Raw genomic sequence first — 14,847 nt, forward strand, 5'->3', positions numbered from 1 at the left:
CATTATTTACTCACTTCCGCTCCGTATATCATTCTGTGTTAACATTCCTCTATGCAACAAAAAGCACTCCAGTCCGTTTCCGGTTCTGGAGTACCTTTCGTTACGCGTTACTTCGTCGCTTCAGCCAATTTCGCTACGTTAATTTCGTATTGCTTTTGTTTATAAGCTTGTACTTTACTGAAACCAAGAGATTCGCGTTTTTTCAGAAACTCGTTCCAAATCTTATCGAATTCCGCATCGGATTTGGCAAGCACTAGCTTCGGAAGCACTTTGCCGAACTCTTGATCGATTTTCGTATTCATAATGCCTTCTTCCGATGTGCCTGTCGGGTTCAGCTGGTCAAACTCCGACAAGCTCTTCGCTTTGCCGCGTGTCCAGTCTTCCAATTGCTTGAATGGCTCAACAGCAGGAGGCGACCAAATTGGCGTCAGGTTCGTGTCCATCATCATCCAGAACGTATGGGATGCCCCTAGCTGCTTGTCGAAAGCGCCACGGTCTGTGTTCAATAGATTAAGCGCCTCCGGCAGGAACTGATCCTTGCCATCGATGTTATCCCAAGTTACGCCTTGTTTGCCGAAGAACGTATCATGCTGGCCTTCTTCAGAGATCAAATAGTCTAGGAAACGAATCGCGCGTGCTTTGTCTTTTACGTTTTTGGAGATCAATGTAACCGTCCAACCGGAAATCGATGGTCCAGCCAGTGTCGGCTGATCCAAGTTCGCATTAGCAGGACCGTCTACCGCGATGTAAATCGAGTTCGGGTCGTTTGCAAATAGCGCATTTTGTTGGTTGGCAAGGTCTGATCTGGAGTACAGCATTGCAAAGTAACGGCCTTGCGCGATTTTCTCTTCCATTTGCGGACGTTTGTCGATGAAGATATCTTTTGCCAACAAGCCGTTCTCGTTCGCTTGGCGCACCGTTTTAAGCCATTTCACATATTCAGGATCTGTGTTGCGATCATAAAGCTGTCCGTCTTTATCGTACGGAATGGCAAGGAAGTTTTGAATGTAGTGCTGCAGCGACGCATTGCCTGTATCGTTAAAATCGTACATGCCTAGCGGAATAAGCGGTTGTCCGTTAACGTCAGGGTACATTTTTTTGGCAGCCTCAAGCGTCTTCAAGAAACCTTCCGGCGTACGCATATCCGGGCTTCCAAGCGCTTCGTACATATCCTTGCGCACTAGGAACGTTTGTGTTGACGTAATGTTGTCTCCGAATTTCTCGTAATCCTTAGGGGAAGAAGAAGAGTTAGGATAGCCGTATACATTGCCGTCTTCCTGCTTGTACCACGAAAGCTTAGCCGGATCTGTTACTTTGTAGAAGTAAGGATCATATTGGTCAGCAAGCTCGTTCAACGGAAGCACAAGATCGCCTTCGATCATTTTCTTAACCGCTTCTTCGTACCAGCCTAGCGTAATAAAGTCAGGCAGGCTGCCCGATGCGATCATCGTATTCATCTTCTCTGCTTCGTTGCCGGCAGGAACGATAAAGTTAACGTTAACGCCTGTTTTTTCCGTAATGTATTTGGATGTAGCATCTACGCCCCATTTGTTAGGGAACCAGGAAAAGTTGATATACCAGTCAAATGTAATAGGGGTTTTATCGACTTCCCAGCCTTTATCATCCTGCGTAAGCTTCACTTGCTCAGCTGGCGCTTCGTTGCCCTCTTCTTTGTTCGCATTTTTGTTGCCGCCTGATGAGCAAGCCGTTGTAAAGACCAGAACCGTTGCAATCATCAGCATCAATAGATTTTTGAGCTTAGGCTTCTTGTTCATTTTGTCTTCCCCTTCTCTGTATGAATGATTATTATATATGCAATCCTCTGCCCGATAAAGGGCGGAATGTACTGCCGCAGATTAACCTTTGATCGAACCGATCATCATCCCTTTGACAAAATACTTTTGCAGGAACGGATAAGCGATGACGATCGGTAGCGTTGTAACGACCATCGTAGCCAGCTTGATCGATTGTGTCGTAACCGACTTGCCAATGCCCCCAGGAATAGCAGCCAGCATCTGGCTGGAGCTGGACTGAGCCACAACGCGGTACAGGTACGTTTGAACCGGCTGCAGGTCCATGTTGTTCATGTAGATAACGCCGGCAAAATAATCATTCCACTGGTATACCCCGTGGAACAGCGCGATCGTCGCGATAACCGGCATCGACACCGGAAGAATGATCCTAACGAAAATCGACCAGTCATTCGCCCCGTCAATTTTGGCTGCTTCCTCAAGGCCATCCGGAATATCCCGGAAGAAGGTCATGAAGATGATGAGATCGAAGAAGCTGAACATCGCCGGGATAATATAGACCATGAAGTTATCGAGCAAATGCAGATCTCTCATAAGCAGGTAAGTTGGGATCAGGCCGCCGCCAAAAAACAACGTTACGGTACCGAAGAGAATATAGATTTTGCCGCCAATGAGTCCTTTACGAGAGAAAGCAAAGGCAACCATAGCTGTAAAAAACACGTGAATCAACGTTCCAAGCACGGTTTTTGCAACCGTAATGCCCATAGCTGTCATAATGCCTGTGCTTTGGAAAACCGCGTCAAAGCTCTCGAAGCTGAAAACCCGCGGCCACCAGTAGATCCCTCCGCGCATGCCGTCTTGTCCCTCGTTGAAGGCGTTGACCAGCACATACCAAATCGGATATAACGTTGCGAAGCAAATGAGCAGCATGCCAAAGTTATTGAAGAGGTCGAAGAAAGCTTCTCCCTTTGTTTTACGTTTAATACTAAACACGGCTTGACTCCTCCTTTTCTAGAAAAGCGATGTATCGTTCATTTTTTTCGTTACGCGGTTAGCAATCAGAAGCAGAATGAGTGCGATAACAGCCTTGAACAATCCGACAGCAGTCGAATAGGAATAACGTCCTTGCTGCATACCGGTCTGGTAAACATAAATATCGATTACGTTGCTCGCGCTCTCATTCAGGGAGTTTCTCAGTACGAGAATCTGGTCGAAGTTGGAGTTAAGCACTCCGCTTACAGCAAGAATGAAGAGGATGGAGATCGTCGATTTGATGCTTGGCAAAGTGACATACCACATTTTCTGAAAACGTCCCGCCCCATCTATGGTTGCCGCTTCGTACAATTCCGGCGATACGCTGGCGATAGCCGCTAGATAGATAATCGCGGACCAGCCGAGCTCTTTCCAAATATCCGAAGTAATGATGATGCTCCAGAAGTAGCTTGGCTCTGCCAAATACGAGATCGGCTCTTTAATGAGATTAAGCGCAAGCAGCACATTGTTGATAACGCCTACATCCGCAAGCCAAGTTGTCAGAATGCCGCCGAGGATAACCCATGACAGGAAGTGCGGCAAATAGGATATCGTCTGAATCGCCTTTTTGAACCCGACAGAACGGATTTCGTTAAGAAACAAAGCAAAAATAATAGGCAATGGAAAGCCGATCGCCAGCTTAATCAAGCTGATGCCGAGTGTATTTCGCATTACGTCGATGAAGCTCTCGTCTTGGAAAAACTCCTTGAAATGCGTGAGGCCCACCCAAGGCGCTTCACCGATCGATTTCACAATATTAAATTCTTTGAAAGCGATGATAACGCCGTACATTGGGACATAGTTGAATATAATCATCCATATGACGCCGAGCAGCGCCATAATCTGGACATGCCTTTGGCTGTACAATTTCTTGAACCATTTGCTTCTCGCTGCTTTTGCGTCCGCAGCAGGCAGGGAAGCTGGTGCCGAACTTAGCTGTGTCTTCAAAATAATAACCCCCATGCTGATGAAAATCTGATGTAAGCCTTTGCAAACCCTATACGTTAATTGTAGATTGTTGTCCCTTATCCCGTAAGGCTTTAGATTTCGTATTCGGGTGACCATTTTTCGGTTTTGGGCTGATTCGCCGTTTTTCGGGCACAAAAAAAATGTGATGCCGGCAGAAGCTGCCAAACATCACATGATCGGTTCCATCCTTTATTCCGCGAAGGAAAATGTAATCCAGTCCAAATCCACTTGTCCGTGCAGAACGCGAATGATGACGCGGACCGCACCCTTAGCCGCTTCGACGTTATCCATCAGCAAGCTCTCCTGCCATTCTGCCCCGCTCACCTCGCGGGTTACCGGTTCATGCCCTTCCCATTCAATGGATAGGAGCGCTTCTCCCTCAGCGGCATGCAGCCTGACACGAAGATCGTACTTACGCGCTTCGACGCATAAAGCGTCGTAAGCGAGCCAATCACCTGCATACAGCTCTACGCATACGGTGTTATCCTCGGCCCATGGCTTGCCGCCTTCGGAATGATAGCTTGGCTTCTCCGCCTTGCCCGTAATCATCCGCATAGGAACGCCGTCGCTCGCCCGCAGTTCCAGCTTATTCTCTCTCTTTTGCACGATGCCGAAGCCCTTTCCTTCGCCCTGTCCGTAATACTCGGCAGGAATTTGGAGCGGAAGATGGCGCAGCAGCGAACGGGATATTTCAGGATATGCGTCGCAGTTTTCCAGCTTGAGATTGTCGAGATATTGATTCAAAATCCGCTCCGCAGTCTCCGCGTCCGGCTTAGCGCCGCCTTCCAAATAAGCCGTCAGCAAATGCCAGCCTTCCGGCATACGAATCGAGTACGGCGAATTCTACGTGCTCATCTTCTTCCATGTCCAGAAATTCCACGATATATCGTGGTCCTCGAACATTTGGAAAGCGCCGCTGTACCACTGCGCGTTATTTTCTCCGCCTTCGCCCATAAAGATCGGCACATTCCACTCTTCCCGCTTGTCCAAATACTTCTGGATGCTCTCCGTATCGGGATTGTTCCAGTACTTATGGAATTGCAGCATCAAATTATCATCAAACTTATCCGTAAATATGCTCCAGTCCGTTGACCAGTGCACGCCTTCAATAATAATCATATGGCGCTTGTCCACTTCACGGATCGCTGCCGTAATTTCCTTGTACAGCGGCTCTACCTGATCATTGTATTTGCTGAACCAATCGGGGAGCGGCTCATTAAAGAGGTCGTAGCCGGCGATGATCCAATCATCCTTGTAGCGCTCCGCGAACATTCGCCAAATCGCGATCGTCAGCTCTTGATTTCTGCGGTAGATAAATAGCTCAGGCTGGTCATTTTCGGAATCGTCGATGTTGGCACCCGTCTGCCCGCCCGGCGCTCCGTGCAAATCCAATATGACGTACAGCTTGTAGGTTCTGCACCATTCGATCACTTGGTGAATCCGCGCCAGCCTTTTCTCATTAAAGACCACGCCTTCTCCGTCCTCCAGAATACCGCGCGCATTGATCGGAAGCCGCACCGAGTTATAGCCCTGCCGTGCGACTTCACGGACATCTATCTCATCAACATAACGCTCCACGTACGTATCCCAGAACTGCGATGCCTTCTCTTCTCCGATTAACGCCGTTACCATGGCCTCGATCTTGCGCGGACGGTCGCCGCCTTCCGGGAACTTCCACATATAACCCTCCGGCAGCAGCCAGCTTCCGTAGCCTACGCCTCTCAGCACAATTTCCTTGCCGTCACCATTAATCACCTTTTTCCCGTCCGTTCGAATGAAACCGCTTACGTCATTATTGTCACTATGCACGCTCATAATCGGATTGCCTCCTTATATGTTGGTTTGTTTACTACTTCCAGCATTCCATCAAAATATAGCACAAGACAATAGCTTGCGGTGCGCAATCCGAAATACGGCGAATAAAACCGAAAGCAGAAGCTTTGATCATCCGAATCCTTCTTTGATAATAAGGGAAATTCATGATATATTTTCTAATATTTAGAGGCTGGCAGCTAATCTTATTGCAGTATCCAATCTATTCATGGAAGCGAGTGTTCCTTCTTGAAAAATAAAGCCGTCATACTAGGCTCAAACTTCTATACAGGGCTGAGCATTATTAGAGGTCTAGGCTCGAATGGCATCTATACGGTCGCCATGGATCATTCCAAAGAAAATACATACGGCGCTCAGTCTAAATATTTAAGCGAGCAACTCATTGTCCCTCATTACAAGAAGCAGAAGGAAGAGCTATTGCTTTATTTAATCAACTACGCCAAACAACAGGAAGTGAAGCCCGTCCTGTTCCCAAGCGTCGATCCTTATGTCGAATTTATTGATGCCAATCTCGATGAGCTCAAAAACTACTATCATATCAATATGACCGAGCAGGGCTTTTGGAGCAGCATCATGGATAAAGAATCTCTTCATATGCTCGCAACGAAGCACGGTGTAATAGTACCAGAATCGATTAGTCCAACCGAGGAGCGGTTCGAGGAACGTGTCGTCGCCGAAATTGGATTTCCATGCATCGTGAAGCCAACGGACTCTCCGTCCTTTGTATCCTTATTCCGCGCTAAAATATTTACATGCAACAACTTGGAGGAAATGAGGAGCGCTATCGAGAAGTCGGCTCAGGCCAAGCTTGAGGTTATTGTCCAGCGGATCATTCCCGGCTTCGACGATCATGTTTATACGTTTGACGCATACTTGGATCAAAGCTCCAAAGTAACCCACTGGGTCACCTGCCAAAAGCTAAGGCAGTTCCCGATCAACTTTGGCGCTTCATCCTTTACGAAGCAAAAATACGTAGAGGAGCTTTATCACATTGGAGCACCCTTCCTAGAGGCGATCGGCTACAAAGGCTTCGCAGAAATTGAATTTAAGAAGGATGCCGTGACGGGGAAGTACTACTTGCTCGAAATAAATGCTAGAACGACTACGCTGGATCCTCTTCTCCGAAAATGCGGCGTTGATTTCCCATTGCTCGCTTATAAGGAGCTTACCGGAACGCCGATTGGAAGCCATGCGGTTAGAGAGGACTTCGGCATCGCCTTTTGCTTTCTGTTCGAGGATCTTATCTCCTCTCGCGATTATGTGAAGGCGGGTCAGCTAGGCATCATGCAGATCGTAAAAACCCATTTCACCAAAAAAGCACCGGCGATTTGGAGCATCAGCGACCCTGCCCCTGCCTTCTACTTCTCATCCATCATTGGGAAGAAAATAATGAAGAAGCTGGCAGGCCGCTAGTCTTCCCCTTCTATTCATGAAGCCGACCGCGGAAGCTGCTCGGCGACTCCCCGGTCCAGCGCTTGAACTGCCTGCTGAAGTGAGCCATATTATGATAGCCAAGCTTTGCTGATATCGATTCGACGCTTGCGTCCGGGTCCATCAGCAGCAGCTTGGCTTTTTTAAGTATTAATTGGGATAAATATTGCCGCGGGGATACGCCATAGACATGGGTAAACATCCGATTGACCGACGACATGCTGTAGCCCACCGACGCCGCAATCGACCTAATGGTGTCCATCTCGTTATCCTTCTCCCCGCCGTTTGCCTCGCTCTCTACCGCCTGCTCCAGCTTAGCTGCAATCTGCGAGGCTGCTGCTGACTTGCGCGCTCCGGCAGCATCACGGTTCAGCTCCGATAAGGTACCGCTTAAGCCGGCGAACAGCTCAAACAATGCGGACAAAATACTCATGCGAGATTCAACCCGCCCCGCCGCCTCTTTAGAAGTTAACGCCATAATTTTATCCAGCGCGGGCTTTATCGCAACAGCCAGTTCGCTTCCAGACTCATGAAAGCAGCGGCTGTTACGGACCAGAAGCTCGCGGAAGGACCGTTCATCCACATCAAAATGCAAGCAATAATACGTCATTTCTTCGCCGCCGACCACTTTGCTCCCGTGATTATCCCCCGGGTTGAGCAGCATAAGATCACCTGAGTTTTGCACGTAAGCCACTCCATTGACCGTCATTTCCTGTACGCCTGACAACACAAGATTCACCTCGAAGAGCGGATGCTTATGGAGCGGATACTTCCAGTCAGGGTCAACGGTTCGCCAATGCGCCGCGAATACGCGAAAGGTGGAATCCATATCTGGCAGCATAAATTCCTTTCTTACGGGTTCTAGTTTTGCCGGCATAAACAAGCAGCCTCCTTCGTCATTTGCGAGCTTATATAAGATGATTGATTTGGGTAAATATCAACATGCTATGGATATGGGAACCGATCATTATCATTGCTATCATATTTTTATAATAACGTACATTCGTCTTCCAGAATGCCTTACATCATTTTTCACAAAGGAGAAAACATATGACCGCTATTCAAAATCCGATTTTGACAGGCTTTAATCCCGATCCGTGTATTTGCCGTGCAGGCGAGGACTATTACATTGCGGTTTCAACCTTCGAATGGTTTCCCGGCGTTGGGATCTACCACTCCAAAGACTTGAAAAACTGGAGACTCGCATCACGGCCTCTAAACAGGCTCAGCCAGCTCAATATGATGGGCAATCCGGATTCCGGCGGCATTTGGGCTCCTGCGCTATCATACAGCGACAATAAATTTTGGCTCATCTATACCGATGTTAAAGTAACCGAAGGACAATGGAAGGACTGCCATAACTATTTGGTCACCTGCGACACGATCGATGGCGAGTGGTCGGAGCCGATTCATGTCAACAGCTCGGGTTTTGACCCCTCCTTGTTCCATGATGAGGACGGCAGGAAATATTTTGTAAACATGATGTGGGATCACCGCGCCGGACATCACAATTTCAACGGCATCCTGCTCCAAGAATACAGCGTCAGCGAGCAGAAGCTGGTCGGCCAACCGGAAATTATTTTCAAAGGAACGGATGTTAGACTTACCGAAGCGCCTCACCTGTACAAAATCAATGGCTACTACTACTTGCTTACGGCTGAGGGCGGCACCAAATATGAACATCAAGCCACGATCGCAAGGTCCAAGCAGCTGCGTGGCCCCTATGAAGTTCATCCCGAAAATCCGTTGATCACCTCATTCCATGCACCGCGCATCCCGCTTCAGAAATCCGGTCATGCCTCTATCGTCCAGACGCATACCGATGAGTGGTTTTTGGTGCATTTGGTTGGACGGCCGCTTTCTATAGAAGGTGCACCTCTGCTGGATCCACGCGGCTACTGCCCGCTCGGCAGGGAGACAGCAATTCAGCGGGTTGAATGGCGAGATGAATGGCCATACGTTGTTGGCGGCAATCAGCCTTCGCTGGTTATTGAAGGGCCAAACCTTCCAGAGGTGCAATGGGATCCTGATTATCCGGTCAAAGATGACTTTGACAGCGGCACTTTAAATCCGCATTTCCAAAGCCTCCGCATTCCGCTTGGAAATCAGATCGTATCGCTGAGCGACAACCCTGGTCATCTGCGTCTATACGGCAAAGAATCGCTGACCTCCAAATTCACGCAAGCGTTTATCGCAAGGCGCTGGCAGCATTTTAACTTTACGGCAGAGACGAAGGTTGCTTTCCATCCAACGACCTTCCAGCAATCGGCTGGGCTAGTCAACTACTACAACACGCAAAACTGGACATCATGCCAGATATCGTGGAATGAAGAAAAGGGCAGAATGTTGCAGCTTGTCGCATGCGATAATTTCTCTTTCTCGGAGCCTCTTCGCGGCAATGAAATTGCTCTGCCGGATGATGCCGCTTACGTTTATCTGCGTGTAGATACGGAGAATACGTTGTATTATTACTCGTATTCGCTCGATGGAAATAGCTGGACCCGCCTTCCTGTAAACTTCGAGTCATATAAGCTCTCGGATGATTACATTCAGGGCGGCGGCTTCTTTACAGGCGCGTTCGTCGGCATGCAGTGCCAGGATACGTCCGGCCGCGGCTACCATGCAGACTTCGATTATTTCATCTATGAAAACCATTAATGAATGAAGAAAGTCCTCTTGGAAGGGTTCGGCTCTCCGGAGGACTTTCTTATTTTCTACCGCTTACGAACAAGAAAGAACCTCCGGCAGCACTTAAAATAAGTGATTGGAGGTTCTTTGCGTTACCCTTTAACGGAGCCCGCAGCAATGCCTTCTACGATGCGGTCACTCAGGAATAGGAACGCGACCAGTATTGGCAAAATGCTGATCATAAGCGTCGCGCCGATTGCGCCCTCTCCGAACGCTTGTCGATTGCCATATTCGCTTATTGCAGCATGCTCAATAACCGTTCTTATAAAGCTGCGGAGGCTTGGCTTACGAGCGAAGAAAGCTGATCGGAATCAACCGTGTTCCCTTGGCGCAGCTTGATCGTTTTTCTTTCCGGAGGACCATCGAACAGCCCTTCCGGCAGCGTGAGGTCGCTCGCATTAAAGATCGTAAAGCTTACTGCGTCTTTGGACGTTGAAATAACAGCAGCGTATTTTCCATTTTTCAAAAAATGAGGTTTTTTGTACTGAATGCGCTCCTGAACGTTAGGAATGGCTCCGTGGACAACCTCGCGCAGGCGGGAGCACAGCTCACCCTGCCATGGCTCTTTTACCGCCTCGATAAAATCCGTTACTTCTTGGTTCATGTTTTCTCTCTCCTCTTCGATTGAAATCAAGGAATCATTTTTTTGAGCATATCGATTTGATCGCGCAGATCCGACTCCAAAGCCGTAGTTGCTGATGCATTTAGCAGATTTTCATCGTCCAAAAGCCCGCGAAGCTCAACCTCGCCTTGGCCCGAGCCGCTTGGATTCGGCATTCGCTTCGCCCATTTGATCGCTTCATCCTCCGACTTCACGTCAATCAGCGTAAACCCCGCAACAAGTTCCTTCTCCCTAGCAAAAGGACCGACCGTTACAACCGGCATCTCGCCGTGCAACGAATACGTGAACCGCAGCCCGCTCGAGCTTGGCTGCAGACCCTCGGACGCGATGAGCACGCCCGCTCTTGCCAGCGATTCATGATAAGCAGCCATCGCCTCAATGTGCTCTCGGCTTGGCTTCACGCCCGCTTCAGAATGCTTGGTCGCTTTGACAATCAACATATAACGCATTCATGTTCCCTCCCGGCAGCTTGATTAGTCCGGGCCGCCTTGAGCCCGCCTCTACTTAAACGACGAACGGAAGGAATCATAATCGACAAGGCCGTGCTAACTATTTTTTGAGATCCGAATCCGTTGAAATGCATTCCGCAGCGCGCTTCAGCAGAAGCTCTTGCTCTCGCGTGTTGCGTGTCAGCGATGCCGCACGCTCGAATTCGAAACGGGCTTCGTCGATACGGCCTAATTTGGCCAGAAGATCACCGCGTACGCTCGGCAACAGATGGTACTCCTTCATCGATGGTTCAGCGGTCAATTCATCAACAATTTGAAGGCCAAAAGCAGGACCAAAAGCCATGGCGATCGCCACAGCCCGGTTTAATTCGACGACAGGCGATGGCATTACGCGCGATAAAGCTTCGTAAAGGGCAGCAATCCGGGCCCAATCGGTCTCGGATGCCGTACGAGCCTGAGCATGGCATGCGGAAATCGCAGCTTGAAGCGCATAAGGGCCGAGCGGACGCCCGAGCTTCCTTGCACGCTCTAGAGCGGCCAAGCCGCGGCGGATCAGCAGCTGATCCCATAACGCACGGTTTTGATCCATCAGAAGAATGGGCTCTCCGGCGGCGCTTACCCGCGTTTTGAACCGTGACGATTGGATTTCCATCAAGGCAACCAAGCCATGAACCTCCGGCTCTCCAGCTGCGATTTCCGCTAGAATGCGTCCTAATCTAAGCGCCTCCTGGCAAAGCAGCGGACGTATCCAGCTGCCTCCAGAAGTCGCGGTATAACCCTCATTAAACATTAAATAGATCACTTCGAGAACGGTTGACAGACGTTCTTTAAGTTCCTCGCCTACGGGAACCTCAAAGGCAACCCGAGACGCGCTAAGCGTACGTTTCGCCCGAACGATCCGCTGCGCGATCGTTGATTCACCAATAAGGAAAGCATGTGCAATCTCATCGGTCGTAAGACCCCCAAGCAGGCGCAGCGTCAAAGCGACCCGCGCCTCCTTCGACAAAACCGGATGGCAGGTTGTAAAAATCAGCCGAAGGAGATCATCGCCAACCTCTCCATCCATTGCAAGGTCCACGTCGTCTTCGGCGTACAAGTCATTGCCGCGACCAAACTCTTCATATTTCTGGTCACGCAGCTTGCTCCTGCGCATCATATCGATTGCACGGCGCTTCGCCGCAGTCATGAGCCATGCGCCGGGATTATCGGGAATGCCGGTACTCGGCCACCGCTCCAATGCAATGACCAGCGCATCCTGCGCAAGATCTTCCGCGAGACCAACATCGCGCACCATCCTCGCCAGCCCGGCGATCAGCTTGGCCGATTCGATCCGCCAGATGGCATCAATTGTACGCTGGACCGAGGAACCGTTCACGAGTTTTTAAGCCGGTCCATCTGATCGCGAAGCATCGCCAGCGTTTCCGGGTGCTGCGTCAATTCCGGCGCATCAATAATCTGGCGGAGCTCGATTTGCCCTTCGCCATTTCCGTGCGGATCCGGCATGCGCATCGCCCATTCGATCGCTTCTTCTTTTGATTTGACCTCAATTAGCGTATAGCCGGCAATTATTTCTTTAGCCTCGGTAAATGGACCGTCAATGACTTTCGGTTTGCCGCCAGGTTCAGGATAAGATATCCGTATGCCATTCGAGCTTGCATGCAGACCATCGGCAGCAAGCAGCACACCTGCCTTAGCCAGTTCTTCGTTGTACCTCAGCATCGCTTCAAGAAGCTCTTGGCTTGGCATAACACCTGCCTCGGAATCGTTCGTACCTTTTACAATCATCATAAATCGCATATACATTTCCCTCCTGCGTTCATTATGGAGACCCAGATTATTCGCTCTAAGCTTGCCGTTAATCCCGCTCCTACTTGAACGACGAATCGTAACAATAGAAATCGACATTACGCGCTATAAAAGTTTTATTATTTTCGCCAAGTTGCTTGCTGCATCCGCAGCTCGGTTATTCATTCGTCATTTGCAAGTATAATTCCTTGTACAGGTTCCTTAATCTGTAAAGATTATAATGAGACTAGAAGACCACATATAAATGACATGATATAATAAAAAATGGAAAATAACTTTAGAAGCATCAAAAAAAGGAGTGTTTCATTATTCATTCGCCAGTCCGTACCACTATTATTTATGTGCTCATTTTTATGGTTAGCTTAGTCCTAGCATCGATTGACATTAAGCTCATCTACATCCTCGTTGCCGCTATACTCATTGCAGGCCTATTTCTCAGCCTTCCTGTCTTGCATATGTTCTTGTTTGAAACCAATATAGCGCGGCTGGAAAAATATTTGAGCAAACAAAGAAAAAAATCACATATGTATCTTTATTATGCTATTGCCAACAGAAGAGATGAAGAAATTGAACATCTGTTTCAGCATATGCTTAGCAAATATAAGCAGCCGCAACGCCAAGCGCTATACAAAGTGATGTATGATTTATACCACAAGGATGCCGCTTCCATGAAGAAGCAGCTTCCTCATATCCATTCTGAGAAATACCGCAACTATTATGAAGCCTTTGTTCATCTTGAGGAAGGCAATTTGGAGCTTGCTCGAGCAACTGCGGCTAAAGCAGCAAAGCCATGGATGAGAGACGCATTGCTCTATGAGCTTGAAATGCGTGCCGGGAACCGGCACAAAGCGGCTGCACTGGCAAGGCAATCCTTAGACAGCTGCAAGGGCATACAGAGGTATATCATGTATAAAAACTATGAGCGAGAGCTGCCCGAAGCTCTTACCGGCGCTTAAAGGAATGCAATAACAGCCAAAATAATGTTCTTCATCCGACCTCCGACGGAGAGTAGGCTCAGCCGGAAGCCAGTTGAGGGTCAAACTCCATAATGGTAAATTACTTTTAGTAATAAATGACCGTTAATCATGGGGGCTGGATAAATGAGTGCACGAGGAAAAGCAGGCCGTTCGTGGGCATTAGCAGTATTAGCTTTTTTGGCTTTAGCCGTCGGTGCATACGCCTTGGTGTTTTACGGATCCCCTGATGGCATCGAGGATCAGCCGTTCGTTTCTGAAAAAGGAAGCCTGCCTGATTTGTGGTTCACTGTCCTATGGGCGCATGCCGTCTCTGCCGGGATCGGTCTTGCTATCGGCTGGCTCCAGCTCATTAAGCGGCTTCGCCATAGATCGCCGAACGTTCACCGCTTGATCGGCTACGTCTATTCCATGATGATCGTTATCGGCGGAATTACCGGCCTGTACTTAGCCTTCTATGCAGAAGGCGGCTGGATCGCAAAGCTTGGCTTCGGCGCGCTTTCTCTTGCTTGGTTATACAGCTTGTTCCGCAGCCTAAAAAGCATCATCGTTAACCGTGATCCTGCCGAGCATGGACGGTGGATGATTCGAAATTATGCGCTCACCTGCGCCGCAATCACGCTCCGCATTTATACTGCGCTTGCAGCGGTACTGTTCGGCCTTACCGATACGAACGATACCTTCATCGTTATTGCGTGGCTTTGCTGGGTGCCGAATCTATTGTTCGTAGAGCTTCTCTTCAACAAAAAGAAGCCTAAAAGACGTATGCCGCAGCCGCGCCAGCATGCAAGGCTATAAACAGAATTGCCTTGCGGGATCAATTCGCAAGGCATCCTTTTTGTTTCATTAAACCGTTGGTTTAGAGACCATTACCGCTATTGCATAGATCATTTAAACTGGCTCAACAATTCAAGAACTTGTGCCGCTTCTTCCCCGCCCTGCTGCGCATGAACGATCAATGGAATCCCATGTGCACCCTTTGCATTAACAAGGCCGGGATTATCCGCAAGCATAGCCCGCACAATATCAATCTTCCCTAGCATTGCCGCCGCAAATAGATCAATGCGCGCCCCGTTATCGATAAGAAATTGAGCGATGTCTCTTCTTCCCATATGCGCTGCTGCGCCGATACCTGTCTCCCAATCCCCGCCGCCCCAATCCCAAGCAGCATTTACGAGCCCCGGCTCTTGCTTCAGAAGGTCTTTTACCCGCTCCAAGTCACCGTGTGCATTGCCGACAAACTCTCTTACTAATTCAGGCTGGATCGATGGTTTGTTCTCCATTAAAATATC

The 14,847-nt window shown here is 49.0% G+C and carries 15 protein-coding genes and 1 pseudogene; 4 read left to right on the top strand and 12 right to left on the bottom strand.

Translation table 11 applies throughout. The features are described from left to right. Positions 1–107: 107 nt before the first annotated feature. From A7975_RS22360 to A7975_RS35070, 5 genes are all read right to left on the bottom strand, one after another. Positions 108–1,775 (bottom strand): extracellular solute-binding protein, encoded by a 1,668-nt coding sequence (locus A7975_RS22360; RefSeq protein WP_065386584.1) that lies wholly within the window; start codon positions 1,773–1,775, stop codon positions 108–110. Between the two features lie 81 nt (positions 1,776–1,856). Next, positions 1,857–2,681, bottom strand: coding sequence for a carbohydrate ABC transporter permease (locus A7975_RS22365; RefSeq protein WP_082198432.1), 825 nt, complete (start codon positions 2,679–2,681; stop codon positions 1,857–1,859). An 81-nt stretch (positions 2,682–2,762) separates the two neighbouring features. Beyond that, entirely contained in the window at positions 2,763–3,698 is a 936-nt protein-coding gene (locus tag A7975_RS22370) for an ABC transporter permease (protein ID WP_231637579.1), read from the bottom strand. Between the two features lie 243 nt (positions 3,699–3,941). Continuing rightward, positions 3,942–4,556 (bottom strand): carbohydrate-binding protein, encoded by a 615-nt coding sequence (locus A7975_RS35065; protein WP_255314443.1) that lies wholly within the window; start codon positions 4,554–4,556, stop codon positions 3,942–3,944. Between the two features lie 39 nt (positions 4,557–4,595). Then, positions 4,596–5,567, bottom strand: a complete 972-nt coding sequence (locus tag A7975_RS35070; RefSeq protein ID WP_255314444.1) for a glycoside hydrolase family 5 protein — start codon at positions 5,565–5,567, stop codon at positions 4,596–4,598. A 246-nt stretch (positions 5,568–5,813) separates the two neighbouring features. Here A7975_RS35070 and A7975_RS22380 point away from each other — a divergent pair, with 246 nt between their 5' ends. Continuing rightward, positions 5,814–6,998 (top strand): carboxylate--amine ligase, encoded by a 1,185-nt coding sequence (locus A7975_RS22380; protein WP_065386585.1) that lies wholly within the window; start codon positions 5,814–5,816, stop codon positions 6,996–6,998. A gap of 10 nt (positions 6,999–7,008) precedes the next feature. On the opposite strand, the gene A7975_RS22385 is transcribed toward A7975_RS22380, so the two are convergent. Then, on the bottom strand, positions 7,009–7,893 hold the full coding sequence (locus A7975_RS22385) for an AraC family transcriptional regulator (RefSeq protein ID WP_065386586.1): 885 nt from the start codon (positions 7,891–7,893) through the stop codon (positions 7,009–7,011). A 173-nt stretch (positions 7,894–8,066) separates the two neighbouring features. On the opposite strand from A7975_RS22385, the gene A7975_RS22390 reads away from it, so the two are divergent. Beyond that, positions 8,067–9,674, top strand: coding sequence for a glycoside hydrolase family 43 protein (locus A7975_RS22390; protein WP_065386587.1), 1,608 nt, complete (start codon positions 8,067–8,069; stop codon positions 9,672–9,674). 122 nt (positions 9,675–9,796) lie between these two features. On the opposite strand, the pseudogene A7975_RS35075 reads toward A7975_RS22390, so the two are convergent. The 5 genes and pseudogenes from A7975_RS35075 to A7975_RS22410 form a co-directional block, all read right to left on the bottom strand. Next, positions 9,797–9,907: pseudogene (locus tag A7975_RS35075) on the bottom strand (carbohydrate ABC transporter permease); the annotation flags it as partial. Between the two features lie 59 nt (positions 9,908–9,966). Beyond that, positions 9,967–10,308 (bottom strand): DUF1801 domain-containing protein, encoded by a 342-nt coding sequence (locus tag A7975_RS22395; protein ID WP_065386588.1) that lies wholly within the window; start codon positions 10,306–10,308, stop codon positions 9,967–9,969. Between the two features lie 26 nt (positions 10,309–10,334). Next, positions 10,335–10,775: a YciI family protein gene (locus tag A7975_RS22400; protein WP_053372848.1), complete on the bottom strand. Its 441-nt coding sequence runs from the start codon at positions 10,773–10,775 to the stop codon at positions 10,335–10,337. Positions 10,776–10,875: 100 nt separating this feature from the next. Continuing rightward, positions 10,876–12,150 carry an RNA polymerase sigma factor gene (locus tag A7975_RS22405; RefSeq protein WP_065386589.1) on the bottom strand — a complete coding sequence of 425 codons (1,275 nt, stop codon included), beginning with the start codon at positions 12,148–12,150 and terminating at the stop codon, positions 10,876–10,878. Next, the gene (locus A7975_RS22410; protein WP_053372850.1) at positions 12,147–12,572 is read right to left on the bottom strand and encodes a YciI family protein; all 426 of its coding nucleotides are present in this window, start codon (positions 12,570–12,572) and stop codon (positions 12,147–12,149) included. Before A7975_RS22410 ends, A7975_RS22405 begins: the two co-directional genes overlap by 4 nt. 362 nt (positions 12,573–12,934) lie before the next feature. Here A7975_RS22410 and A7975_RS22415 point away from each other — a divergent pair, with 362 nt between their 5' ends. Further along, positions 12,935–13,537 carry a hypothetical protein gene (locus A7975_RS22415; RefSeq protein ID WP_065386590.1) on the top strand — a complete coding sequence of 201 codons (603 nt, stop codon included), beginning with the start codon at positions 12,935–12,937 and terminating at the stop codon, positions 13,535–13,537. Positions 13,538–13,681: 144 nt separating this feature from the next. Beyond that, entirely contained in the window at positions 13,682–14,353 is a 672-nt protein-coding gene (locus A7975_RS22420; protein WP_082198383.1) for a DUF2306 domain-containing protein, read from the top strand. 89 nt (positions 14,354–14,442) lie between these two features. Here A7975_RS22420 and A7975_RS22425 read toward each other — a convergent pair whose 3' ends face one another. Beyond that, positions 14,443–14,838, bottom strand: a complete 396-nt coding sequence (locus A7975_RS22425; protein WP_053372853.1) for an ankyrin repeat domain-containing protein — start codon at positions 14,836–14,838, stop codon at positions 14,443–14,445. Positions 14,839–14,847: the final 9 nt, after the last annotated feature.

The organism is Bacillus sp. FJAT-26390, from assembly GCF_001682865.1.
GTDB lineage: Bacteria > Bacillota > Bacilli > Paenibacillales > Paenibacillaceae > Pristimantibacillus.

Coding starts and splice junctions, on each gene's coding strand:
- A7975_RS22360 (WP_065386584.1), bottom strand. CDS start 1,775: ATGAACAAGAAGCCTAAGCTCAAAAATCTATTGATGCTGATGATTGCA.
- A7975_RS22365 (WP_082198432.1), bottom strand. CDS start 2,681: ATGCTGCTCATTTGCTTCGCAACGTTATATCCGATTTGGTATGTGCTG.
- A7975_RS35070 (WP_255314444.1), bottom strand. CDS start 5,567: ATGAGCGTGCATAGTGACAATAATGACGTAAGCGGTTTCATTCGAACG.
- A7975_RS22385 (WP_065386586.1), bottom strand. CDS start 7,893: ATGCCGGCAAAACTAGAACCCGTAAGAAAGGAATTTATGCTGCCAGAT.
- A7975_RS22390 (WP_065386587.1), top strand. CDS start 8,067: ATGACCGCTATTCAAAATCCGATTTTGACAGGCTTTAATCCCGATCCG.
- A7975_RS22395 (WP_065386588.1), bottom strand. CDS start 10,308: ATGAACCAAGAAGTAACGGATTTTATCGAGGCGGTAAAAGAGCCATGG.
- A7975_RS22400 (WP_053372848.1), bottom strand. CDS start 10,775: ATGCGTTATATGTTGATTGTCAAAGCGACCAAGCATTCTGAAGCGGGC.
- A7975_RS22410 (WP_053372850.1), bottom strand. CDS start 12,572: ATGCGATTTATGATGATTGTAAAAGGTACGAACGATTCCGAGGCAGGT.
- A7975_RS22415 (WP_065386590.1), top strand. CDS start 12,935: ATGGTTAGCTTAGTCCTAGCATCGATTGACATTAAGCTCATCTACATC.
- A7975_RS22420 (WP_082198383.1), top strand. CDS start 13,682: ATGAGTGCACGAGGAAAAGCAGGCCGTTCGTGGGCATTAGCAGTATTA.
- A7975_RS22425 (WP_053372853.1), bottom strand. CDS start 14,838: ATGGAGAACAAACCATCGATCCAGCCTGAATTAGTAAGAGAGTTTGTC.